General features: G+C 64.0%; 20 protein-coding genes. All 20 read right to left on the reverse strand.

Going from position 1 to position 25,011, the window contains the following annotated elements; genetic code table 11:
• Nucleotides 1-9: 9 nt before the first annotated feature.
• The 20 genes from DOD19_RS12950 to DOD19_RS13045 all read right to left on the reverse strand — a co-directional run bounded on the left by DOD19_RS12950 (nucleotide 10) and on the right by DOD19_RS13045 (nucleotide 24,995).
• Nucleotides 10-1,797, reverse strand: a complete 1,788-nt coding sequence (locus DOD19_RS12950; RefSeq protein ID WP_024976653.1) for an acyl-CoA dehydrogenase C-terminal domain-containing protein — start codon at nucleotides 1,795-1,797, stop codon at nucleotides 10-12.
• A gap of 51 nt (nucleotides 1,798-1,848) precedes the next feature.
• Nucleotides 1,849-2,439, reverse strand: a complete 591-nt coding sequence (locus DOD19_RS12955; protein WP_021196492.1) for a TetR/AcrR family transcriptional regulator — start codon at nucleotides 2,437-2,439, stop codon at nucleotides 1,849-1,851.
• Between the two features lie 404 nt (nucleotides 2,440-2,843).
• Nucleotides 2,844-4,508, reverse strand: coding sequence for a CoA-transferase (locus tag DOD19_RS12960; RefSeq protein WP_112185875.1), 1,665 nt, complete (start codon nucleotides 4,506-4,508; stop codon nucleotides 2,844-2,846).
• Nucleotides 4,509-4,548: 40 nt separating this feature from the next.
• On the reverse strand, nucleotides 4,549-5,811 hold the full coding sequence (gene clsB / locus DOD19_RS12965; protein ID WP_112185877.1) for a cardiolipin synthase ClsB: 1,263 nt from the start codon (nucleotides 5,809-5,811) through the stop codon (nucleotides 4,549-4,551).
• A complete protein-coding gene (locus DOD19_RS12970; protein ID WP_024976656.1) occupies nucleotides 5,808-6,554 on the reverse strand; it encodes an endonuclease/exonuclease/phosphatase family protein in 747 nt (248 codons plus the stop codon). Before DOD19_RS12970 ends, clsB begins: the two co-directional genes overlap by 4 nt.
• A 1-nt stretch (nucleotide 6,555) precedes the next feature.
• Entirely contained in the window at nucleotides 6,556-7,041 is a 486-nt protein-coding gene (nudB, locus tag DOD19_RS12975) for a dihydroneopterin triphosphate diphosphatase (protein ID WP_024976657.1), read from the reverse strand.
• A gap of 116 nt (nucleotides 7,042-7,157) precedes the next feature.
• A complete protein-coding gene (locus DOD19_RS12980) occupies nucleotides 7,158-8,018 on the reverse strand; it encodes a hypothetical protein (RefSeq protein WP_112185879.1) in 861 nt (286 codons plus the stop codon).
• Nucleotides 8,019-8,181: 163 nt separating this feature from the next.
• On the reverse strand, nucleotides 8,182-10,053 hold the full coding sequence (gene aspS, locus DOD19_RS12985; RefSeq protein ID WP_024976659.1) for an aspartate--tRNA ligase: 1,872 nt from the start codon (nucleotides 10,051-10,053) through the stop codon (nucleotides 8,182-8,184).
• Nucleotides 10,054-10,104: 51 nt separating this feature from the next.
• Complete coding sequence (locus DOD19_RS12990; protein ID WP_024976660.1) at nucleotides 10,105-10,842, reverse strand: DUF502 domain-containing protein; 738 nt, start codon at nucleotides 10,840-10,842, stop codon at nucleotides 10,105-10,107.
• A 31-nt stretch (nucleotides 10,843-10,873) separates the two neighbouring features.
• Nucleotides 10,874-11,215: an FmdB family zinc ribbon protein gene (locus tag DOD19_RS12995; protein ID WP_112186047.1), complete on the reverse strand. Its 342-nt coding sequence runs from the start codon at nucleotides 11,213-11,215 to the stop codon at nucleotides 10,874-10,876.
• Between the two features lie 247 nt (nucleotides 11,216-11,462).
• Nucleotides 11,463-12,902: a sodium:solute symporter family protein gene (locus DOD19_RS13000; RefSeq protein WP_024976662.1), complete on the reverse strand. Its 1,440-nt coding sequence runs from the start codon at nucleotides 12,900-12,902 to the stop codon at nucleotides 11,463-11,465.
• A gap of 231 nt (nucleotides 12,903-13,133) precedes the next feature.
• Nucleotides 13,134-13,763: an SAM-dependent methyltransferase gene (locus DOD19_RS13005; protein ID WP_112185881.1), complete on the reverse strand. Its 630-nt coding sequence runs from the start codon at nucleotides 13,761-13,763 to the stop codon at nucleotides 13,134-13,136.
• 23 nt (nucleotides 13,764-13,786) lie between these two features.
• On the reverse strand, nucleotides 13,787-15,364 hold the full coding sequence (gene ubiB, locus DOD19_RS13010; protein WP_024976664.1) for a ubiquinone biosynthesis regulatory protein kinase UbiB: 1,578 nt from the start codon (nucleotides 15,362-15,364) through the stop codon (nucleotides 13,787-13,789).
• Complete coding sequence (locus DOD19_RS13015) at nucleotides 15,361-16,023, reverse strand: SCP2 sterol-binding domain-containing protein (RefSeq protein WP_112185883.1); 663 nt, start codon at nucleotides 16,021-16,023, stop codon at nucleotides 15,361-15,363. Before DOD19_RS13015 ends, ubiB begins: the two co-directional genes overlap by 4 nt.
• 146 nt (nucleotides 16,024-16,169) lie before the next feature.
• Entirely contained in the window at nucleotides 16,170-17,198 is a 1,029-nt protein-coding gene (locus DOD19_RS13020; RefSeq protein WP_200869037.1) for a Tim44-like domain-containing protein, read from the reverse strand.
• A gap of 128 nt (nucleotides 17,199-17,326) precedes the next feature.
• The gene (gene ubiE, locus DOD19_RS13025) at nucleotides 17,327-18,058 is read right to left on the reverse strand and encodes a bifunctional demethylmenaquinone methyltransferase/2-methoxy-6-polyprenyl-1,4-benzoquinol methylase UbiE (protein ID WP_004633265.1); all 732 of its coding nucleotides are present in this window, start codon (nucleotides 18,056-18,058) and stop codon (nucleotides 17,327-17,329) included.
• A gap of 52 nt (nucleotides 18,059-18,110) precedes the next feature.
• Nucleotides 18,111-18,527: a DUF971 domain-containing protein gene (locus DOD19_RS13030; protein WP_024976667.1), complete on the reverse strand. Its 417-nt coding sequence runs from the start codon at nucleotides 18,525-18,527 to the stop codon at nucleotides 18,111-18,113.
• Between the two features lie 33 nt (nucleotides 18,528-18,560).
• On the reverse strand, nucleotides 18,561-20,405 hold the full coding sequence (locus DOD19_RS13035; protein WP_112185885.1) for an ABC transporter ATP-binding protein/permease: 1,845 nt from the start codon (nucleotides 20,403-20,405) through the stop codon (nucleotides 18,561-18,563).
• Between the two features lie 115 nt (nucleotides 20,406-20,520).
• Nucleotides 20,521-20,964: an HIT family protein gene (locus DOD19_RS13040; RefSeq protein ID WP_112185887.1), complete on the reverse strand. Its 444-nt coding sequence runs from the start codon at nucleotides 20,962-20,964 to the stop codon at nucleotides 20,521-20,523.
• Entirely contained in the window at nucleotides 20,961-24,995 is a 4,035-nt protein-coding gene (locus tag DOD19_RS13045) for an FAD/FMN-binding oxidoreductase (protein ID WP_112185889.1), read from the reverse strand. The genes DOD19_RS13040 and DOD19_RS13045 overlap by 4 nt, the downstream gene beginning before the upstream one ends.
• Between the last annotated feature and the right edge of the window lie 16 nt (nucleotides 24,996-25,011).

Raw genomic sequence — 25,011 nt, forward strand, 5'->3', positions numbered from 1 at the left:
TGCGGCTGTTTAGAACAGATCCGCTTCGAGTGCCATCAGCGTCGCGCCGCCGGCACGTGCCATGCGGATCTGCGAAGCCGTTTCGGGCAGCAGCTTGGCGAAGTAGAAGCGCGCCGTTGCCAGCTTGACCTTGTAGAAGGTGTCGCCGCTGTCTTGCTTTTCCAGAGCGATCTTGGCCATGCGGGCCCAGAAGTACGAGAACACCAAGTGGCCGACCACACGCAGGTACGGCACAGCGGCAGCACCGACTTCGTCCGGGTTGGCCATGGCCTTCATGCCGATTTCCATGGTCAGCTTCTGGACCTTGTCACCAATGTCGGCCAGCGGGTTGATGAACTCCTGCATGGCTTCGTTGGTGCCTTCGGCTTCCACAAAGTCCTGGACCAGCTTGCCGAACTTCTTCATCTTGGCGCCCATGTCACCCAGGATCTTGCGGCCCAGCAGGTCCAGCGACTGCACGGTGTTCGTGCCTTCGTAGATCATGTTGATGCGGGCATCGCGCACGTACTGCTCCATGCCCCACTCGGCGATGTAGCCGTGACCGCCGAAGACCTGCATGCCTTCGTTGGTGGAGATGAATGCGTTGTCGCTCAGGAAAGCCTTGGCGATCGGCGTCAGCAGCGCGACCAGATCAGCCGCATCCTTGCGTACGGACTCGTCTTCGTGCGACAACTCGCGGTCGATCTGCAGGGCGATCCAGTAGCTGAATGCGCGGCCGCCTTCGGCGAAGGCACGCTGCGTCAGCAACATGCGGCGCACGTCCGGGTGCACGATGATCGGGTCGGCCGGCTTGTCCGGTGCCTTCGGGCCCGACAGGCTGCGCATCTGCAGGCGTTCCTTGGCGTAAGCGGCCGAGTTCTGATATGCAACTTCGGTCAGGCCCAGGCTCTGCATGCCGACGCCCAGACGGGCGGCGTTCATCATCACGAACATGGCGTTCAGGCCCTTGTTCGGCTCGCCGACCATCCAACCGCGTGCGCCGTCCAGATTGATCACACAGGTGGCGTTGCCGTGGATGCCCATCTTGTGTTCGATGGAGCCGCACTTCACGCCGTTGCGCTCGCCTGGGTTGCCGTTGGCATCGGGAATGAACTTCGGCACCACGAACAGCGAGATGCCCTTCGTGCCGCCGGGCGCATCCGGCAGGCGTGCCAGCACCAGGTGGATGATGTTTTCGGCCAGGTCGTGCTCGCCCGCCGAGATGAAGATCTTCGTGCCGGTGATGGCATACGAGCCATCGGCCAGCGGCTCGGCCTTGGTGCGCAGGATGCCGAGGTCGGTGCCGCAATGTGGCTCGGTCAGGCACATCGTGCCGGTCCACACGCCCGACACCAGCTTGGGCAGGTAGCGCTGTTTGAGTTCGTCGGTACCGTGCGCGTGCAGGGCTTCGTACGCGCCGTGCGACAGCCCCGGATACATTGTCCACGCCTGGTTAGCCGAGTTCAGCATCTCGTACAGCGCGTTGTTGATCAGGATGGGCAGACCCTGGCCACCGTACTCGGGATCGCAGCCCAGCGAGGGCCAGCCAGCCTCAACGTACTGTTGATACGCTTCCTTGAAACCCTTGGGAGCCGTCACCACGCCGTCGCCGTGGTAGGTGCAGCCTTCGCGATCGCCGGACTGGTTGAGCGGGAAGATGACTTCGGAGCAGAACTTGCCCGCTTCCTCGATCACCTGATTGATGGTGTCTGCATCGATCTCCGCGTGCTGCGGCATTTGCTTCAGGTGGTCCTCCACGCCGAGAAGCTCGTGGAGAACAAACTGCATGTCACGCAGCGGTGCGGTGTATTGACCCATCTTGCAACTCCTTGGTGTGTACTGCGCGACCGCTAGGTGTGCGATGCCGCGTCAGGTTCGGTAAGACTGAATGAGTTTGTTAAGCGCCACCATGGCCAGCTCGGCACTGTTCGGCAACCGCAGGAAACGCGCATCGTGATGCAGACCCAGCTCCAGGCTGTACATCTCGAAGAGCATCAATTGCGGGTCCGCTTCTGCACGCAGGTGGCCTTCTTCCTTTGCCTGTGCAATGGCGCGAGCCAATGCTGCACGCCAGATCGTCACGCTCTTGACGAGTTCGTCGCGCACCGGGCTTTCGGCACGATCGTCGTACTCCACCGCGCCGCTGATGTAGATGCAGCCTGTGGTCACTTCCTGAATGCGACGCTCCATCCAGCGTCGCACCATGCTCCACAGGCGCGGCAGACCGCGCGGTTCCGTCAAGCTCGGGTAGAAGACTTCCTGCTCGAACCGTTTGTGATACTCGCGAACTACTTCCACCTGCAGATCCTCACGCGAGCCGAAGTGCGCGAACACCCCGCTCTTGCTCATCTGCATGCGCTCCGCGAGCACACCGATCGTCAATCCTTCCAGTCCGTCGCGCGAAGCCAATTCCAGCGCGGCATCGAGAATCGCTGCACGCGTCAACTCGCCCTTGCGCATCGGCGTGGCTGCTGCGTGATTCGATTCGAGACGAGCGGTCGGGTGACGCATGATGATTTCTCTCCGTTCTTTTCTGGGGCGTAACACGCGAGAAAATTGGCTTCTTGCAGGGCGCCTTTCGCGTGCCGGGCAGGACTGTAAACCAGCCTGCGCGAACACTCTAGCCCAAAATCGAACGGTCGTTCAATTATTTACAGGGGCCCTTTGAGCGGCAAGTGTTTTATTAGAAAGCGGCATCTAAATGGCGACCCGGAATCGCCACCTTCCGCGGTGCAGCGTGAATCCCGCAAATCCTTTAGATGAAAGGCTTTGCAGGGTGTGCACCGCACCCATAAAACGCGTGCGGCGCAGCATATCTGACGGATTTTCTAGTGCTACCCATCAGTAAATAAACAGCCTAAAAATCAGATCGGCTTGATGCCCGTGCACATGGCGCCACGGCGGAAGATGCGGGCGTCCATTTCGCGCAGCTCGGCTGCCACGGCAACCTCTGCCGCACACTGGTCTAACACGTCACGCTGCAGGTCGATGCCGGGAGCGATTTCGGTCAGCGTGAGGCGCCGGCCGCCGTGGCCATCGTCACGCATTTCGAAGACAGCGCGCTCGGTCACGTAGCGCACGGGAATGCCCGATCGCGCCGCATACTCACCGTTGAAGGTCAGGTGGGACACGGCTGGCACGATCTTCTTGAGCCGTCCTTCGCGCACGATGCGCAGCTTGCCGTCTTCGGCCTCGACCTGGAGGCCGCCAGCGGTGAGCGTGCCCATGAACACGACCGAGCGTGCGCTCTGCGTGATGTTGATGAAGCCGCCGACGCCCGCGACGACGGTGTCGCCGCCCTCGCCAAACAGGCTGACGTTGACGTTGCCGGCGCCGTCCAGTTCTGCCAGGCCGAGGATGGCGAGATCGATGCCGCCACCTTCGTAGAAGTCGAACTGCGCTGGCTGGTCCACCACGGCTTCAGGATAGGCCGAGGCGCCGAAGCTGAGGCCATCTGCCGGCGTGCCGCCGATGGGGCCGGCCTCCACGGTGAGCGTAAAGCCACGCGCACCCTCCTGTTCTGCCAGGGCGCCGACAGCTGCGGGCATGCCCACGCCCAGGTTCACAACGCGCGGCTGCTGTGCCATCAGTTCCAGCACGGCACGGCGCTGCACCAGCGTGCGCGCATCGAGCGCGCCGTGCTGGCTGGTCTCCAGCGCCTCGCTCGCTTCGATGGCGTCCTCCTTGAGCTGGATCGCTTCGCCTTGCCAGGGGCGGATATAGGTCGGGTTGAACGCCTCCCCGAAGGTCATCTGGTGTTCGGTTTCATCGTCAGCCACGACTACGTAATCGACGAGGATGCCCGGCACGTGGATCGCCTGCAGGTTGTCATGCCGATCGACGAGCCGACGCACTTGCGCGATGACGATGCCACCCGAGTTGCGCGCGGCCTGCGCCATGGCCAGCAGTTCGTGGTGAAATGCTTCTTCGTGCGTGCTGATGTTGCCGCGCGGGTCGGCAGCCGTGCCGCGCAGGAAGACACAGTGCAGCGGAAAGCTGGGGTAGAAGAGATAGTCTTCGCCGCGAAAGCGTTCGTACTCGACCCACGAGGCCGTGCCTGCAGCCCGTGCCGCCTTGGCGCGGGCGTTGATGGCACCGCCGTGGTAACGCGCGTCAAGCTCAGTGCGTGGGTCGACGAAGGTGTGCAGGCCCATCTTGGTCAGCACGCCGGGCTTGCCGCCCGCGATGGCGCGGTACAGATGCGTGAGCACGCCCTGCGGCAGGTTGAAAGCATCGCACTGCTCGGCAAGCGCCAAGTCCGCCAGTCGCGTGGCCGAGCGCCAATGCCCGCCGACCACACAGCGCGTCATCCCGGGGTTGCCGAAGTGGTTGACGCCGCGCGTGGCGCGATCGCCCTGGCCGGCGGAATAGACCAGCGTGAGATTACGCGGCTCGCCGGTGGCCAGAAAGCGGCGTTCGAGCGCATGCGTGACGGCCTCTGCATGACCCGCGCCGACAAACCCTGCGCACGCAACCGTCCACTCCGGCTGTACCAACCGCGCCGCTTCATCGGCTGTGATGACTTGCATGTCTCCTCCGTCTTGTTGTGTTTTATCGGTGTCTGCACCACTAATACTGTGCTGCGCGCCCGCTGATGACGACGCCAAGGCGCACGAGCCGGTAGGCGCACCAATCTGCCAGGCGCCACCACCAGCGGCGCGCGGCGTGCTCATCAGCCATGATGCGGCGTGCGTGATGGGCGATGGCGTCTTCGAGGGCAGCACGCAGTTCGTTGGCCACGATCGCATCCCACGCAACGACGTTGGCTTCGCGTGCCAGCAACAGGCTGAACGGGTCGATGTTGCTGGAGCCGACGGTAGCCCAGCGGTCGTCCACCACGGCCACCTTGGCGTGCAGGAAGCTGGCCGTGTATTCGTGGATCTCGACGTTGTCCCGCAGCAGCATGTGATACAGCGAACGCGTCGCGTAGTGCTGCAACCGGTATTCGACCTGTCCCTGCAGCAACAGGCGAACGCGCACACCGCGCTGGCGGCATGCCGCCAGCGCGCGCATGAAACGCACGCCCGGCAAGAAGTACGCGTTGGCGATGATCACCTCGTGCCGCGCCGCCCCCAGCGCGCGCAGATATTCTCGTTCGATCGCGCGCCGGTTGCGGACGTTGTCACGCAGCACCAGCGAAGCCAACACGGTGCCCGGTGCGCGCTCGCTTTCTCGTCCGGACGCGCCGCGATGCCGTGGTCGCGGCGTATCGGTCATCACCGGAAAGTCGGCGGCGACGCCCGTGACGCCCACTTCCCGCATGCCTGCGCGCACGCCCATCTGCCACCAGAGCCGGTCGACGGTCAGCGCAATCTGCGCGACCAGCGGCCCGCGTACCCGCACGACAAAGTCGTAACGCGGTCCCAGCGCAGCATCGTGAAATGGCGCGTGGTTTAGGTCGTCAATGATATTGATGCCGCCCACGAACGCCACGTCGTCATCGATGACAACGATCTTCCGATGCAGCCGGCGCAAGTAGCGGCGTTGCAGGCGAAAACCGCGCACCGGACGATAGATGCGCAAGATCACGCCCGCCGCCTCGAGCATCGCGGCGGCGGGCAGCAGGCCGGTGCCGAAGCCGTCGATGGTCAGGTGGACATCCACGCCACGGCGTGCCGCGCGGGCGAGCGCTTCAGTCACGCTGTGGGCGGTGGCGTCATCGGTGTAGATGTAGGTTTCAAGCGCCACACGGCGTTGCGCAGCATCGATGGCCTCGATCAAGGCCGGGAAGAACTCGGCGCCGCCGCACAGCAAATCGACGTCGTTGCCCGGCAGGGGCTTGCCCCGCCGCCACTCGGAGCGCAGCGGGCCCGCATCGCGCACCACCCTCATGGATGGGCCAGTTCCGCCAGCAGGGGCACGTGATCGGAGCGCTGCGCCCATTCGCGGCCGGTCAGCGCATGCGCACGTTCGATCTCGAAACCGCGCACGTAGATGCGGTCCAGCCGAAGCCACGGCATGTGGCTTGGGAAGGTGCGCACGGGGCGCGCGTCGGCGGCCTTGTCGGCCACTTCGGTCGCCCCCAGCGCCTGGCAGATCATGCGATCGAGCCGGTTGCTCCAATCATTGAAATCACCCGCTACCACGAGCGGTGCATCCGGCGGCACGACTGAACGCACGCGATCAAGCAGCGCCTCCGCCTGCCGCTGCCGGCTGCGTGCAAACAGGCCGAAGTGCGCGCACAGCAGATGCACCTCGCCAAAGCCGAGATCGGTCACGGCGTGCAGCAGGCCGCGCTGCTCGAAACGGTGGTCGGAGATATCGAGGTTTTCCGACAGCAGAATCGGATAGCGCGACAGGATGGCATTGCCGTGATGCCCGTGCTCGTACACGGCGTTGCGGCCATAGACCGTGTGCGGATAGACGTCGGTCGCGAGGTAGCGCAGTTGCGTGTAGTTCGGGTCGAACAACTCGGCGGCGACGAGGCGGTCGTTGCGGTCCTGCACTTCCTGCAGGAAGACGATGTCGGCGTCCATGGTATGCAGGCCCTGCCGCACGTCATGCACGCGCACGCGCCGCGCAATGCCCGTCACGCCCTTGTGGATGTTGTAGGTGGCGACGCGCAAACGCAGCATGTCAGGCTTGGTCCTTTGTCAGCGCGGCCTGACGCGCATGATAGGCAGCAAGGCGTTCGGGCAACTGCAAAATAGCCTCGGCGTTGCTGCGCGAGAAGCACCGCGCGGCAGCCTCTTGGTACGGCAGCCATTCGGCCTGCACATGCTCGCGCGGTGACATCCGCACCGGCACCTTGCCGCTCACCAGCAAGCCAAACCAATGCTCGGTGTTGCGCGTAACGCCCGGCGCGTAGCGGTGCCGCCAGTGGGGGTAGATCTCGTATTCGATGTGGTGGCCCCAGTCGATCAGATGATGCTGGGCCGCGTCGATGCCGGTTTCTTCGAGCGCTTCGCGGCGGGCCGTGTCGGCCAGGGGCTCGTCGAGCGCATCGCAACTGCCCGTCACGGATTGCCAGAAGCCCGGATGGTCTGCCCGCTCCATCACCAACACGTGCAAATCGAGTGTGTGAATGACGACGAGAACGGAGACGGGAATCTTGTGCGACATGGGTGCGGTTGCTGCGTGCTTCGATGGGCGGCGCGATCGCGCTGCAAGGCAATAGCTTACCGCAGCCAGAAGCGTGCCACCGTGACGTTCAGCGTGCCGCCATGCCGTGGCAACAATCAGGCAGCCCGCAGCGGCCCTTGGCCAGTACGCGTGCGGGCGAGCCACAGCGCCGTCTCATCCGTCGCCGTTTCGTGACCAAGCTCGCGGCGAGCCACAGCAAGCAGCGGATCGAGCATCGCAGCATAGTCATCGGCCGCGCGCTGCGATTGCGCCCACAACGCTTCTGTACGCTCGCCGATTTGTTGGCGCAGCGCAGCGAGCTGTGCGGTCAATTCGCGTTCGCGATTGCCTAGCGTGTTGAATTTCTGGATGAGGAAGCGCTGTACATCGGTCTGCTCCGATTGCGCATTGGCTTGGTCGAAGCGTTCAACGATGGCCGAGGTCTCGCGCTCGATGCGATGCAGCTCGCTGGTGCCCTCACGCTCAGCGGTCTCCAGCGCTTGCAGGGCGCGGCGTTCGGCCTGCAAAACACGTGCGTGGTCGGCAAAGCGGAGTTCTGCCGCCAAATGAGCTTCGGCCAGGGCGCGCGGTGTGTCGTAGACAAGCGGATGCACCGGCATGCCCGGTGCGGCTGGCGGCAACGCCGTCTCGGGCAAACGCAGGTTAGCGACCGCGTACAACCAACGCATCCGCTCCGCGGCAAGGTGACCCAGCGCGCGCATCGCCTCGATCAAACCCGGAGACGACGCCGATGCGGGTACTGGTGGATGTGCGCTCTGCGCCGCTGCCGCAATGTCGGGCACGCAAGCCGCAACCGTGGTGGCCACTGCCTCGGTCATGGCCAGGGCGGCACGCCGGGTGGCACGGCGAATTTCGAACCACGCCAGCGTCATCACCACCAGCGCGGCGATCAACCAAGTCAACAAGAACTCGGCATGTGCGGCGATCCATGTGCGCACAAAGTCGATGTAGTCCATCTAAACACTCCTCCTTCGTTGTCACCCAACGTGACAGAAACGAAAGAGTCGGTTTAGCACGCAATGTTCCCGATTGCTGCACATTGCCCGGCGGCCGCCCAAAAACAAACCGCGCCGCCCTTGTCAGGCGGCGCGGTTCTTTGTGAAGCGTCAGCGCGGGCGCTTAGGCAGTCGTTGCAGCCGTCGGCGCGGCCACTTTGGCCTCGGCAGCACGCAAGCGGATGTGCAGCTCGCGCAATTGCTTCTCGTCGACCGGGCTCGGTGCCTGCGTGAGCAGATCCTGCGCACGCTGCGTCTTCGGGAAGGCGATCACGTCGCGGATCGAATCCGCACCGGCCATCATCGTGACAACGCGGTCCAGACCGAACGCGATACCGCCGTGCGGAGGCGCACCGTACTGCAGTGCGTCGAGCAGGAAGCCGAACTTGGCACGCGCTTCCTCATCGTTGATCTTCAGCGCGCGGAACACCTTGCTCTGTACTTCTTCGCGGTAGATCCGCACCGAGCCACCGCCGATTTCCCAGCCGTTGAGCACCATGTCGTAAGCCTTGGCGATGCACTTGCCCGGATCAGTTTCCAGGTATTCCAGGTGTTCGTCCTTCGGGCTCGTGAACGGGTGGTGCATGGCCACCCAGCGCGCGTCTTCCTCGTCGTACTCGAACATCGGGAAGTCGATCACCCACAGCGGTTTCCAGGCGTCTTCGAACAGCCCGTTGCTCTTGGCGAAGTCCGAATGACCGACCTTCAGGCGCAGCGCACCCATCGCGTCGTTGACCACCTTCGCGCGGTCAGCGCCGAAGAACAGGATGTCGCCATCTTGTGCGCCGCTGCGCTTGAGGATCTCGGCGATGGCCGCGTCGTGCAGGTTCTTCACGATCGGCGATTGCAGGCCGTCACGGCCCTTGGCCACTTCGTTGACCTTGATCCAGGCCAGGCCCTTGGCGCCGTAGATTTCGACGAACTTGGTGTATGCGTCGATATCGCCGCGCGACAGGGAAGCACCGCCCGGCACGCGCAGTGCTACGACGCGGCCGCCTTCTGCGTTGGCCGGGCTCGAGAACACCTTGAAGTCGACGTCCTTCATGGCGTCGGTCAGTTCGGTAAATTCGAGCTTGACGCGCAGGTCCGGCTTGTCCGAACCGAAGCGGGCCATCGCCTCGCGGAACTCCATCACCGGGAACTTGGCATCCAGCTCAACCGACATGGTGTTCTTGAACACCGTGCGGATCATCTCTTCAAAGAGGTCGCGGATTTCCTGCTCGGTCAGGAATGACGTTTCGCAGTCGATCTGGGTGAATTCGGGCTGGCGGTCAGCACGCAGGTCTTCATCGCGGAAGCACTTGGTGATCTGGTAGTAGCGGTCAAAGCCCGACACCATCAGCATCTGCTTGAAGAGCTGCGGCGATTGCGGCAGCGCGAAGAACTGGCCGGCGTTCACGCGCGACGGCACCAGGTAGTCGCGCGCGCCTTCCGGCGTGCTCTTGGTCAGCATCGGCGTTTCGATGTCGATGAAGCCCTTGTCGTCCAGGTACTTGCGCACTTCCATCGCAACCTTGTAGCGCAGGCGCAGGTTGTACTGCATCTGCGGGCGGCGCAGGTCCAGCACGCGGTGCGTCAGGCGCGTGGTTTCCGACAGGTTGTCGTCGTCCAGCTGGAACGGCGGCGTGACGGAAGCGTTGAGCACCGTCAGCTCGTGGCACAGCACTTCGACCTTGCCGCTGGTCAGGTTGGCGTTGGTGGTGCCTTCCGGGCGGGCACGCACGACGCCCTTCACCTGCAGGCAGAACTCGTTGCGCACACCTTCAGCCACCTTGAACATCTCCGGGCGGTCCGGGTCGCACACGACCTGCACCAGGCCTTCACGGTCGCGCAAATCGATGAAGATCACGCCACCGTGGTCACGACGACGATGGGCCCAGCCCGACAGCGTGACGCTCTGGCCGAGCAGTTGTTCGGTGACCTGACCGCAGTATTGAGTACGCATTTGCATGTTGTGGTTTTCCGCGAAGCGCGCCGCCAAGAAAACGTCGCGCATGAAAGTTGATTGGGGGGCCGGGGTCGATTCGACTTCGTTCGTATCGCCGGCTCAGGGTGCCGCGATGGCGCCGCCCTCTGCAGGCAGCGCGGTCGGATTCGAAGGGTCGCGCGGCTCTTGAGCCGGCGACCGGTCCTCCGTCTTTGGCGAGGCATCGGGCGGGTCCATGCGGCGCGGCAGCGCTTCGGGCGCCACCACCCCCATCGACACGATGTACTTGAGCGCTGCATCCACCGTCATATCCAACTCGATGGTGTCGGCCTTGGGCATCATCAGGAAGAAGCCCGACGTCGGGTTGGGCGTGGTCGGCACGTACACGCTGACGTACTCGCCCTGCAGATGATTCTCGACATCACCGCCGGGGCGGCCGGTCAGGAAGGCGATCGTCCATGAGCCTTCGCGCGGGTACTGCACCAGCAGCGCCTTGCGGAACGCATTGCCGTTGGACGACAGCAGTGTGTCCGACACCTGCTTCACGCTCGAATAGATCGGGCCGACCACAGGAATGCGGCCCACGAGCGCTTCCCACCACAGCACCAGCTTCTGACCGATGAAGTTGTGCGCCAGCACGCCGACGATCAGGATGAACGCCAGCGTGAGAATCGCGCCCACGCCGGGAATGCGCCGGCCAAACAGCTGATCTGGCTGCCATGCCGACGGCAGCAGCGCCAGGCTCTGGTCCATCGTGCCGATGATGAGCGACAGCACCCACAGCGTGATCGCAAGCGGGACAAGCACCAGAAGACCGGTTAGGAACCATGTCTTGAGTGCGCTGGTTTTCTGTTTCATGGGGCGATGGACCGAAAGGTGAGCGATGCGATCAGTGGCAAGCGCACGACGTGCCGCAACCACCGGACGCGGCCGGCGTGCTGGCACTGGACGACGCGCTGTCCGACGACGCGGCAGCCGCCGCAGGCGCAGCGGCCTCCGTCTTGGCCGCCGAACCGGTTGCCGGAGCCGCAGCCGATGCGCCGCCCGAGCCACCGCGGAAGTCCGTCACGTACCAGCCCGAACCCTTGAGCTGGAAGCCGGCAGCGGTTAGCTGCTTCTTGAACGCCGGCGCGCCGCATGCGGGGCAATCCGTCAGCGGCGCGTCGCTCATCTTCTGCAGCACATCTTTGGCGTGGCCGCAGGCGTCGCATCGATAAGCATAGATCGGCATGGTGTCCTCACCCTGGAACAAACAAATGACAAGAAAGCGATTGGATTGCCCGCGCATCCCGCGAACACGGTGCGGGAAATATGCACACGGGCTCACGCAAGATCGGGGCAGCTGCGCGCCATACAAGTGCTGGCGCGCAAAGCCTTGAATTATAAACCCTTTTAAGGGAATTCCCGACCGCAGATTCGGCGCGGGCGATGGCGATGCGCGACAAAGTGGCACACCACGCACGCGTGCGCCGGGACGCTCAGGCTTGTGTGGCCGCCTTGGTAGTCGGCGCGCGGTTTGCGATCCACTGCGGTCCGAGCGAGCCGAGGACCATCGCGCCGAAGCTGGCCAAGAGGCCGACCAATTGTGGCGGAAGCATCGCATCTGGCAGGACCACTTCGCACCAGATCCATGCCGCGAGGCCCAGGATGATGGCCAGCAGACCACCCTGCTTCGTCGCGCGCTTCCAGAACAGACCGAAGGCCAGCGGCACGAAGGCGGCCACCAGCGTTACCTTGTAGGCACTTTCGACCATGTGGAAGATGGATAGGTGCGAGTTCAGCGCGAACAGCGTCACCAGCACCGTGAATGTCAGCACCACCGCCTGCATCACGCGCAGGAAGCGCTTGTCGTCCATGTTGGGCAACAGCGGGCGCAGCACGTTTTCGGCAAACGTTACGGACGGGGCCAGCAGTGTCGCGCTCGCGCAGCTCTTGATGGCCGACAGCAGCGCGCCAAAGAACATGACCTGCGCGAAGATCGGCGCATGCTGCAGCACGAGGTTCGGCAAAATCATCTGCGAATCGGTATCGATGTACTTCGCGACCATCTCCGGGTCGATAAGCGTGGCGGAATACGCCAGAAACATCGGGACGAACGCAAACATGAAGTACAACACGCCGCCCAGCACCGAAGCCGTACCGGCAATGCGCTCGGTGCGCGATGACGTTACCCGCTGGAACACGTCCTGCTGCGGGATCGAGCCGAGCATCATGGTGATCCACGCTGTCACAAAGCCGATCACCTCGATCGGGTTGAACGCCGGCCAGAACGAGAACTTGCCCGAAGCCGCCGCGTGCGCCACCACCGTGCCCACGCCACCGGCCTGGCCCGACACCTCCCAGCCGATGTACAACATGCCGATCACGATGATGATCATCTGGATGAAGTCCGTCACCGCCACCGACCACATGCCGCCGAACAGCGTGTAGACGAGCACGCTGCCCGCGCCGATCATCATCCCGAGGTCTTGCGAAACCGCGCCGTCAGACACGGTGTAGAACACCAGGCCCAGCGCCTTGATCTGCGCCGCCACCCAGCCCAGGTACGACACGACGATGCACAGGGTGGTCAGCGTCTCGGCTGCGCGGCCAAAACGGTTGCGATAGAAGTCCCCAATGGTGAGCAGGTTCATCCTGTACAGCGGCTTGGCGAAGAACAGACCCACCAAGATCAGGCACAGCGACGAACCGAACGGGTCGGCCACCACACCGTGCAGGCCATCCTTGAGAAATTCTGCAGGAATCCCGAGCACCGCCTCGGAGCCGAACCAAGTGGCGAACACCGTGGCGGTCACGACATAGAACGGAAGGCTGCGTCCAGCCACGGCGAAATCGGCGGTACTGCGCACCCGCAGTGCAGCCCACAGGCCGATCCCGACCGAAATCACCCAGTAAACAATGACAAACCAGATCAGCATGGCAGCGCGGATAGAAGCTGGAAAACCCCATGGCAGCCCGGTTTTGGGCCCAGGGGCGCCGGGCAAAGTGGCCGGATTATAGCGATGGGACCGCGCGCCGGGGCATCGGTGCGACCACGAAGGCCGCCCCGTTTGCCAGATTTTTGGGCGACGGCCCGCAACGGGCGACGGCAGGCTTTTTGTTGACCACGGCCCATGTTGCTTTGCACCAACAGTGGCCGGGAAAACGGATCAATCGGCGCGACGGCGCCAGACTTGCCAGCGCTCGCGCCCGGCGAACACCGGAATCGAATCGGCTTCGGCGATGGGCATATCGCTGATGCGCTCGAACGCGGGCGACAGCAGCCCATCCAGCTCGGGTTGCGTGGTCTCGAACGGCGGCCCCTTGGGCGCCGCCTCTCGGCCTTCCACCACAGCAAAGAAGCCGGCCAGCAACCCGCCGGGCGGGAGCAGTTTCGCCACCTGTACGGCGTAGTCCGGCCACAGACGACGCGGCATCGCACACAGAAATGCGCGTTCGTAGATCCATTGCACCGGACGCGGCGGCGAGAAACGGAAGAAATCCGCCAACTCTACGACGCCGGCATGCGGGCCCAGCAGGGTCTTGGCCGATGCCACGGCACTTGGCGCAAAGTCGATGGCCGTAACCGGCCAACCGCGGTCCGCCAGCCAGCCGGCCTCATAGGCGTTGCCGCAACCGGGAATCAGCGTGGAAAGCGGCGCAGGCTGCGCTTCACAGAATTGCCGGAACGCGCGGGGTACACCGGCGGCATCCCAGGGGGTGTGCTCGCGGCTGAACCGCTCGTCCCAGAAGGCGGGATCGGCGGCGTCACGGGATTGGAAGACAGGCGGCTGGGCCATGGCGCTGAGAAAGTGAAGACGGATCAGTAACGGGACATCCAGGCCAGCACATGCGTGGCGACGATGCCGACCGCGAAGCCACCGACGAACAGCAGCGCGGCGGACAACAGCCGGTTCGTGCGCTTTTGCTCGGCAAGCAGCGCGGTGAGCGCAGCGGTCTGCGCATTGCCGTCCTCGCGGGAGCGGCGATCCAGAATCTGGTACACCAGGCGCGGGAAGTCCGGCAACTTGTTGGCCCACTGGGGCGCCTCGACCTTCAGGCGCTCCACAAAACCGCGCCAGCCGATCTGCTCGTGCATCCAGCGTTCGAGGAACGGCTTGGCCGTCTTCCACAGGTCCAGATCCGGATCGAGCTGGCGGCCAAGGCCCTCCACGTTCAGCAGCGTCTTCTGCAGCAGCACAAGCTGCGGCTGCACTTCCACGTTGAAGCGGCGCGAGGTCTGGAACAGCCGCATCAGCACCAGGCCCAGCGAAATTTCACCCAGCGGCCGATCAAAATACGGCTCGCAGCACGCGCGGATGGCGCCTTCCAGCTCTTCCACGCGCGTCGCTTCCGGCGCCCAGCCGGACTCGATGTGCAGCACCGCCACGCGGTGGTAGTCGCGCTGGAAGAACGCCAGGAAATTCTGCGCGAGGTAGTTCTTGTCGAACTCCGAGAGCGCCCCGACGATGCCGAAATCCAGCGCAATATAGCGGCCCAGCGTCTCGGGTGCCACGCTCACGAGGATGTTGCCGGGGTGCATGTCGGCATGGAAAAACCCGTCGCGGAAGACCTGCGTGAAGAAAATCTCCACGCCGTCGCGCGCGAGCTTGTGCATGTCGACGCCGGCGGCGCGCAGCTCTTCGGTGTGCGAGATCCGCATGCCGTGCATGCGCTCCATCACGAACACCTCAGACGTGCACCAATCCCAGAAAACCTCGGGCACCAGCAGCAGGTCGGACTTGGCAAAATTGCGGCGCAACTGGCTAGCGTTGGCCGCCTCGCGCATCAGGTCAAGCTCGTCGTGCAGGTACTTGTCAAACTCGGCGACCACCTCGCGCGGTTTCAGCCGCTTGGCGTCGGCCCACAGCTTTTCCATCCAGGTGGCGAGGTCTCGCATGAGCGCGAGGTCGCTGTCGATCACGGGCAGCATGCCCGGACGCAGGACCTTGACTGCCACTTCGCGGCCGTCGTCCGGGCCGCCGCGCAGCGTGGCGAAATGCACCTGCGCAATCGACGCACTCGCCACCGGATGATGATCGAAACGATGGAACAGCGCCGACAGCGGCTTGCCGAGCGATTTCTCCACGATGGCCGCAGCCACCTTCGGGTCAAACGGCGGCACGCGATCCTGCAGCTTGGCCAGTTCGTCGGCCACATCGGGGGGGAGCAGATCTCGCCGCGTCGACAGCACCTGCCCGAACTTCACGAAGATCGGCCCGAGCTGCTCGAGCGCCAGGCGCAGGCGCTCGCCGCGCGGGAGCTTGGGCTTGCGACCCAGCGTCAGCAGCCAGACGAGCGCGCGAATGCGGCGGCTCTTGAAGCCCGACAACGCGAGCTGATCCAGCCCGTAATAGAGGATTACGAAAACGATCTTGCCCAGCCGGAAGAGGCGCGTCATGCCGATTCACCCTGGCGTACGGCCTGGGTGGCCGGTCGTGGAAATTTTTCGAGCCGCTCCAGCCGCTTGGCCAGACGCGCCTCGGCATCACGTAGTGCCGCCACATCGGCGGCGAACTGGGCGAGGCGCGCATGACGCACGAGCGTCGGTTGCTCATCGGTCAGGTACGACGCCACCGATTCCGCCAGCGAACGGCTGACGCACGTGGCCTCGGTGCGGGCGGCCTGCGCGCCGCTCACCATACGCTGCGCGATCACATCACCAAACACGCGCGACAGATCTTCCGCCGCATCCCAGCGCAGATTGCGTAGCAACGTCGACAGCACGTTGGCGAACTCGGCCTCGCCCTCGATGCGCACGTGCTTGAGCACGGCGGCCTGCCCGCCCGTGGCGTAGTCGCCTGCTGCAGCCGCGAGCGGCACGACAACAGTCACGGCTGGTTCAACGTCAGGCTGGGGGGCCGTCACCAAGCCGGCCGCGTCCACCTGCAACGACATCGACATGGGCGCCAGATCAAAGCGTGCGACGCGGCCCGCGAACGGCCGCAGCGTCTCCTGCGCCCAGGGCTCCTGGCGTAGCAGATGGTTGAGCGCGAGCAGCAGCGGCTGCATCAGCACAAGCGGAAACGAAGACGGAGACGAAGTGGCTGTCGAGGACATGCGGTGATGGTGCGCAAAAACAGCAAGGAAGCAGCAAAAAGCGGGCTAGCGGCGGGCAGCAAAAAGGGCCCGAACCAGACGGTCGGGCCCTATTTTACGGGGAATGTTGAAACGGCCGTTTTGCGGCGCTTCAAGTTGTTACAGCGTCACTGCAACTGCTGAATACCCGCCAGCACCCAGCCACCCGCACCCTGCGTCGGCTTGGTCAGGTTCCACACCTCGGCAAACGGCTGTGCGGGCGCGTTGGCTTCTTCGCGGATCATGCCCGAGAAGCGCACGCTCGCGAGGTACTCGGAGGCCTGCGTTTCGATCCCCAGCATTTCGGCTTCGACCGAAACCACGTCGGTCTTGTTGGGCGACGTGCCGCGGTCAGCCAGGTCCATTTTGATCTCGGCAAACATCTCCGGCGTGGTGAACTCGCGGATGTCGTTGAGATTGCCGGCATCCCAAGCGGCCTGCAGGCGGATGAAGTACACCTTGGCGTTGCGCAGGAAGGCTTGCGTGTCGAAATCCGCCGGCACGCCCCATGGCTGCTGTGGTGCGGCTGCGGCAGGTTGTGCGTTGACGGCCTGCGCGCCGGAAGCGGCCGGACCACCCAGATTCCACGACTGTGCAGCGGTTGCCGCGCCAGCGCCCAGGCCAGACGTGTTGCCGGTGTTCAGCGATGCGGCTGCCGGGGCGGCAGGTTGCGGCACGTACGGTTCACGGTCGCCACCCAGCGACGGGCCACCCGTGGCATAGGCCGGACCTTGCGGACGGCTGCCGCGCACCTTGCGGATGATCCACATCACCACGAAGGCGACAAGCGCGATCAGGATCAGGTTCGACAGCAAAGAGGCGAGGCCCGCGCCCAGACCGAACTTCGACAGCAGATAACCGATACCCAGACCGGCTGCCAAGCCACCCAGCATGCCGCCCCAGTTACGTCCAGGCTTTGCCGCCGGCGCGGCCGGAGCCGGTGCAGCGGGCGAGGGTTGCGCAGCCGGTGCGGCCTGCTGTGTCGGCGACGGCGTTGTGGCCGGCGGCGTCTGTTGGCGTTGCGTCACGGTGGACGACTGCTTGCCGACGCTGCGGCTGCCGCCCATGCGTTTGGCGTTGGCGTCAATCGCCGTGCCCAGTGCGAGCGTCGCGACCAGCGCGCCCGCCATCAATTTTCCACCCCAATGCAAACTCATCGCTGTCTTCTCTCCAATGGCAGTGACGCCCATTAGATGAAGACGTCAATGCGGAAATTCAATGTGAAGGATCGTGGCATATCGCCGCAGCGCACTACATCGCCCATCTGGTGGAACGACGAAAACACTTAGAGGCGACGGCCAACGTGCAGAGCCACGACACCCGCTGTCAGATTGAAGTATTCGACCGAGTCCAATCCGGCCTGTTCCATCATCTGCTTGAGCGTTTCCTGATCCGGGTGCATGCGGATGGACTCGGCCAGATAGCGGTAGCTCTCGGGGTCGCCCGCCACTTTGCTACCCAGCCACGGCAGCACCTTGAATGAGTACACGTCGTAGGCCTTCTCCAACGGCTGCCACACTTTGGAGAACTCCAACACCATGACCTTGCCCCCTGGCTTCACTACGCGGCGCATTTCAGCGAGCGCGCGATCCTTGTGCGTCATGTTGCGCAAGCCGAATGCCACTGTCACCACATCGAAGTAAGCATTCGGAAAGGGAATGTGCTCGGCGTCGCACAGCGCGGTGGGGGTGAGCACACCGGCATCGAGCAGGCGGTCACGGCCGACGCGCAGCATGGACTCGTTGATGTCTGTCAGCCACACCTCGCCGGTGGGGCCGGCCTGGCGCGCAAAGGCCTTGGCAAGATCACCCGTGCCGCCAGCAATATCGAGCACCTTATAGCCCGGGCGCACCGCTGCCTGGGCGATAGTGAACATCTTCCACACGCGATGCAGGCCACCGGACATCAGGTCGTTCATCACGTCGTACTTGCTAGCGACGGAATGGAACACGCCGGCAACCTTGCCGGCTTTCTCCTGCTCATCGACCTGCTGGAATCCGAAGTGGGTTTGGCTCATGACAGAAAAGGATGCGGATGCGGCGTGCAGGCGCCGCGAAGTGAATCGGGAATCAGTGGCTGTGGCCGCAGGCGTGGCCAGCGTTTTCTGCCATTGGGGCGTCACGGTCGACGCCCGCAGCGGTCAGGCGATCGAGATACGCCTGCCACAGCGCGTCGTGCTCAATGCCGAGGCGGTACAGGTAGGCCCAATCGAAGATGCCGGAATCGTGGCCGTCGGAGAACAACGGCCGGATCGCGTAATTGCCCACCGGCTCGACGCCGATGATGCCCACCTCGCGCTTGCCGGTCTGCAGCACTTCCTGACCGGGCCCATGCCCCTGCACTTCGGCCGACGGCGAGAGCACGCGCAAGTATTCGAACGGCAGGCTGAACTGCTTGCCATCAGCAAAGGCGATCTCCAGCACGCGCGATTGCGTGTGCACGGTGATGCCGGTCGGGTGCGGGGTGTCGGCGGAAAGTCCGGCCATGAAAAACGTCTCGTTCGGTCTAAAAACTGTGTTTCAGGAAGCCGCCAGCGCCATGTGCGCAGGCTCTTCCACCACCCGATAGCTTACCGCAGTCAACGGATCGCCCTCGGGGATGTAGCGCAGGCGGCGATGGTGGAATCGTGCCACGGTGCTGCGATGTGCCACGCTGACGATGGTCACGTCAGGCATCGATTCGACCATCAGGCTGTACATGAATGCCTCGGTGTCTTCGTCGAGTGCGCTGGTGGCCTCGTCGAGGAAGAGGTAATCGGGGCGCTGCAGCAAAGCCCGCGCAAAAGCCAGGCGCTGCTGCTCGCCGGGGGACAGGCGCAGGCTCCAGTTGCTCACCTCGTCCAACAAGTCGGTCAGTGCCGGCAACCGGCACGCGTTCAGCACCTGGGTCAGACGCTCAGCGGTGTACTGGGTAGCCAGATCCGGATACGACAGCGCATCGGCCAGCGTGCCCGACGGCAGATAGCTGCGCTGCGGCAGGAACAGCACGCGGGCATCGTCCGGCACCTCGATGCGGCCGCTGCCATACGGCCAGATGCCGGCCACGGCGCGCACCAGCGTGCTTTTGCCGCAGCCCGACGGGCCGTTGACGAGCACGCGCTCACCGCGTGCGAGCGTCATGTCGAATGGCTCGACCAGCAAATCCTCGGGCTTGCGGTTTGGGAGGTTCAGCGCAAGAGCGCGGGCTTCGATGGCGGGTACGGCTGCGATTTCGACCTCGACGTCGCGCACGCCGGCGCGGTGCTCTTCTTCACGCTCGGCGGCGCGGATGGCGCGCTGGAATTCGATCAACCGGTTGGTGGAAGCTTTCCAGGTGACCAGCGTGCGGTAGTTCGTGACAAACCACGACATCGCGTCCTGCACCTGTCCGAACGCCGTGGCGACCTGCATCATCCCGCCCAGCGTAAGCGTGCCACCAAAATAGCGCGGCGCCGACACCAGAAACGGAAAGATGATGGCGAACTGCGCATAGCCGGAACTGGCGAAAGTCAGGCGCCGCGTGTAGTCCATCAACTGATTCCAGTTGGTGCGGATGCGTTCGAAACGGCCGCGCAGGATGGCTTTCTCGGTGGGCTCGCCGCGGTACAGGGCGATGCTCTCGCTGTTTTCGCGCACGCGCATGAGCAGAAAACGGAAGTACGCCTCGTAACGTTCCTGCTGGAACGACAGCCCGATCAGCGGCCGCCCCACAAAGTGGATGATGACCGAGCCCACGATCGAGTACAGCAGCGCAAACCACACCATGTAGCCCGGAATCACGAAGTTGTGGCCGCCCAGGCTGAACGCCAGAGGCCCCGACACCGCCCACAGGATGCCGAAGAACGATACCAGCGTCACAGCCGAATTCAGGAACCCCAGCGCCAAGGTAAGCGTCGCATCGGTGAAGGTGCGCAGATCGTCGGCAATCCGCTGGTCGGGGTTGTCGGCGCTGCGCGTCTGTTCCAGGCGGTAGAACGCCTGCTTGCCAAGCCAGTCGTCGAGGAAGCTGCCGGTAATCCACGTCCGCCAGCGCATCTGCAGCATCATCGAGTAGTACAGCCGCATGATCGAGCCAATGATCAGCAGCGCGGCAATCCATGAGAAACGCAGCAACTGCGCCCAGAACTCGCCGTAGTTCTTCTGCTCGAGCGCGTTGTAGAAAAGCCGGTTCCAATCGGTGAACAGCACGTTCATGAACACCAGGAACAGGTTCAGGCCGATCACCAGGGCAAGCAGCCCCCAGGCCTTGTGGCGATCTTCCGAAAACCAGTACGGGCGAATCAGTTGCCATGTCTCCGAGAGATTCAACCGCCCATGGTGGACGGTCAGCTCGGAGATGGAATCCTTGTGGGAATCGGGTGTGGCGGCGGTGCGCGGTGTCGTCATGGCGAGGGCGTTGGCGCAACAGAAAGAGAATCAGACGTCGTGTGCGCCACAGGGGTTCCGCGCACGACGTGGCGATGCGTTACCAGGCGTTACCCAGCGCTACCGCCCACTGGGCTCAAGCGTCGGCGAGCGCCGCTTGGAGCGCGTACGACAACGCTGGCAACTTGGCCGTGATCTCGGCCATGCGCGCGGTATCGGGCGCGCGCTGCTCGGGGCCCCACACGGCTTCTGGAAAATGCGTATCCCACCGATAGCGCGGAATGACGTGCCAATGCAGATGCGGCACGAAATTGCCGAAGCTGGCGAGGTTGATCTTGTCCGGGACCAGTTCGGCGCGCAGCACCCGCTCAACACGGGTGACAACTTCCATCAGCCAGTGGCGATCGGCGTCAGACAAGTCGGTCTGCTCGGCCATGTGGTCGTTCCAGATGACGCGGCAGAAGCCCGGAAAGCGCGCGTGCTCGACCAGCACCACGCGCGCCTTGGCATTACGCCAGACAGGCTCGCCGCCATCCGCCTCGCACAGCGCGCAGCCTGGCGTCCGCTCGATCGTCGTCACACCAGCACGCGCTCGATGCCGCCGGCGTTGGCCTGCGCAACGTAGTCCTGCAGCCAGGTCTCGCCGAGCACATGACGCGCCATCTCGACCACGATGTAGTCGGCCTGCACCGAGACATCTTCGGTGTAGCGCGACAGACCCTGCAGACACGCCGGGCAGCTTGTGAGGATCTTCACGTCGCCGTTGAACGCCTCGCCCTGGCCGTTGGTCTGGCCAAGGCTGCGCAGCTTGTCGGCGCCCTTCTGCATCTCCTCTTCCTTGCGGAAGCGGACCTGCGTGGAAATGTCCGGCCGCGAGATCGCCAGCGTGCCCGACTCACCGCAGCAGCGGTCGTTCTTCTCGATTGCGCGGGTCTGGCCGTCGGCGCCGATGTTGCCGCCCATCAGCTGGTTGACCAGCTTGGTCGGGTCCATGGTCTTGATCGGGGTGTGACAGGGGTCGTGGTACATGTACCGCGTGCCCTGCACACCATCGATCTTCACGCCCTTCTCCAGCAGGTATTCGTGAATGTCGATGATCCGGCAGCCCGGGAAGATCTTGTCGAATTCATATCCGGCAAGCTGGTCGTAGCAGGTGCCGCAGCTCACCACCACCGTCTTGATGTCGAGGTAGTTGAGCGTGTTGGCCACGCGGTGGAACAGCACGCGGTTGTCGGTGACGATCTTCTCGGCCTTGTCGAACTGGCCCGTGCCGCGCTGCGGATAACCGCAGCACAGGTAGCCCGGCGGCAGCACCGTTTGCACGCCGGCGTGCCACAGCATTGCCTGCGTGGCCAGACCCACCTGCGAGAACAGGCGCTCCGAACCGCAGCCTGGGAAGTAGAAGACCGCCTCGCTGTCCGGCGTGGTCGCCTTCGGATTGCGGATGATCGGGACGATCTCGTTGTCCTCGATATCCAGCAACGCGCGCGCGGTCTTCTTGGGCAGGTTGCCCGGCATCTTCTTGTTGATGAAGTGAATCACCTGCTCGCGCACCGGCGGCTTGCCCACCGTGGCGGGCGGACGGGCGGTCTGCTTCTTGGCGAACTTCTTCAGGATGTCGTTGCCCAGACGCTGCGCCTTGTAGCCCCAGTCGAACATCACCTTGCGCGTGAGGTTGATGGTCTCGGGGTTGGTCGCGTTCAGGTAGAACATCGCCGCTGCGGTGCCGGGGTTGAATTTCTTCTGCCCCATCTTGCGCAGCAGGTTGCGCATGTTCATCGACACATCGCCGAAGTCGATCTTGACCGGGCACGGCGTCACGCACTTGTGACAGACCGTGCAGTGATCGCCCACATCGGCAAATTCTTCCCAGTGTTTGACCGACACGCCGCGACGCGTCTGCTCTTCGTACAGGAAGGCCTCGATGAGCAGCGAAGTGGCAAGAATCTTGTTGCGCGGGCTGTACAGAAGGTTGGCGCGCGGCACGTGCGTGGCGCACACCGGCTTGCACTTGCCGCAGCGCAGGCAGTCCTTGATCGACTCCGAGATGGCGCCGATGTCGCTCTGCTGCATGATGATCGACTCGTGCCCCATCAGGCCGAACGACGGCGTATAGGCATTGCGCAGATCAGCAGCCAGACCTTGCGGGTCGTTGATGTCGCGCAGCAGCTTGCCCTTGTTGAAGCGGCCGTTCGGATCGACGCGGCGCTTGTAGGCAGCAAAGTCGGCGATCTCTTCGTCGGTCAGGAATTCCAACTTGGTGATGCCGATGCCGTGCTCGCCCGAGATCACACCGTCCAGCGAACGGGCGAGCGTCATGATGCGGGCCACCGCCTTGTGGGCGTCCTGCAGCATGTCGTAGTCATCCGAGTTGACAGGGATGTTGGTGTGCACGTTGCCGTCGCCGGCGTGCATGTGCAGCGCCACGAACACGCGGCCGCGCAGCACTTTCTTGTGGATCGCCTGGGCCTCGTCGAGGATCGGCTTGAACTCGCCACCGTTGAAGATCTTGCGCAGCTCGGCGCGAATCTCCGACTTCCACGACACGCGAATCGTACGATCCTGCAGCAGGTGGAACAGGTTCGCGTCGGGCTGATTCACCAGACGGTCATCGATGGTCTGCGCCAGGTAGCCCAGGCCGAGGCCAATGAGGCTGGCGCGCGCAGCCGTAACGGGCGTATCGAGATGGTCCAGCAGGTATTGCCAACGTGCACGCGTGGCACGCAGCAGTTGCTGCGCCTGTTGCACGCGGTCTTCCAGCAGTTCGGCGCTGGGGATCTCGTTGGCGTCGTCGGTGCGACCGAGCGGCAGGTTGCTGCCGGCGAAGAAATCGAGCAGCGCGTCGGTCAGCTTGAGCTTGCTCTTGATCGACAGCTCGATGTTGATGCGCTCGATGCCGTCGGTGTACTCGCCCATGCGATTGAGCGGGATCACCACGTCTTCGTTGATCTTGAAGGCGTTGGTGTGCTTCGCAATCGCTGCCGTGCGTGAGCGGTCCAGCCAGAATTTCTTGCGTGCCTCGGGGCTCACGGCCACGAAACCTTCGCCGCTCTTGCCGTTGGCCAGACGGATCACCTCCGACGTGGCGCGCGCCACGGCATCATCGTCGTCGCCAACGATGTCACCGATCAGCACCATCTTCGGAAACGCGTTGCGCTTGCTCTTGGTGGCATAGCCGACCGCGCGCAGGTAGCGCTCATCCAGATGCTCCAGACCCGCGAGGATCGCGCCGCCGGGCTTCTTCGTCTCGGCGTCGAGGTAATCCTTGATCTCGACGATGCTCGGGATCGCGTCGCGCGCCTGGCCGAAGAACTCCAGGCACACGGTGCGGATCGACTTGGGCATCCGATGCAAAATCCAGCGTGCGCTGGTGATGATGCCGTCGCAGCCTTCCTTCTGCACGCCGGGCAAGCCGGCCAGGAACTTGTCGGTGACGTCCTTGCCCAGCCCTTCCTTGCGGAACTTGCGGCCTTCGATGGTCAGCGTCTCGGTGCGCAGCAGCTTGGCTCCGACCGGCGCGGTGCCGTCGAACCACTTCAGCTCGAACATGACGACCGGCGCGTCGTGGATCTTGCCGAGGTTGTGATTGAGGCGCTGGACTTCCAGCCAGTTGCCGTCCGGATCAACCATGCGCCACCAGGCGAGGTTATCCAGCGCGGTGCCCCACAGCACAGCCTTCTTGCCGCCGGCGTTCATGGCGACGTTACCGCCAATGCACGACGCGTCGATCGAGGTCGGGTCCACGGCGAAGACGAGGCCGGCCTTCTCCGCCGCATCCGCCACGCGACGCGTGACCACGCCGGCGCCCGAGTAGATGGTCGCCACGGGATGGTCAACGCCAGGCAGGTCGGTCATCTCGACCGCATCCAGACGCTCCAGCTTTTCCGTATTGATGACGGCCGAGAACGGCGTGAGTGGCACGGCGCCGCCGGTGTAGCCGGTACCGCCTCCGCGCGGGATGATGGTCAGACCCAGCTCGAAGCAGCCCTTGACGATCCCGGCGATCTCTTCTTCCGTATCGGGCGTGAGCACAACGAACGGATATTCAACGCGCCAGTCGGTGGCGTCGGTCACGTGCGACACGCGCGACAGGCCGTCGAACTTGATGTTGTCCTTCGCGGTGACGCGGCCGAGCACCTTCTGGGCGCGACGGCGCAGGTCGTACACCTGGGCGAATTCTTCCTGGAACGCCTTGACGGCACGGCGGGCATGCACGACCAGTTGCTCGACCTTGCTGGCACGCTCGTCGCCCACCGGATCGTGGTGCGAATCGTGGTCGGCCACGCGGCGCTTCTCGATCTCCGCCAGGCGGTGATTGAGTGCGTCGATCAGCATCTGCCGGCGCTTCGGGTTGTCGAGCAGGTCGTCCTGAAGATAGGGGTTGCGGCGCACCACCCAGACGTCGCCCAACACTTCGTACAGCATGCGTGCCGATCGGCCGGTGCGGCGCTCGGCGCGCAGTTCGTCCAGGATCTGCCACGCAGACTCGCCCAGCAGACGGATGACGATTTCCCGATCCGAGAACGAGGTGTAGTTGTAGGGAATCTCGCGCAGCCGGGGCGCAGCGTCCTGCGCCGTGAGTTTGGCGTCGATCAGAAGTGGGGCATTCATGGCGTGCCGCTGGGGA

The sequence above is a fragment of the Ralstonia sp. GX3-BWBA genome (assembly GCF_003290055.1).
Classification (GTDB): Bacteria; Pseudomonadota; Gammaproteobacteria; order Burkholderiales; family Burkholderiaceae; genus Ralstonia; species Ralstonia holmesii.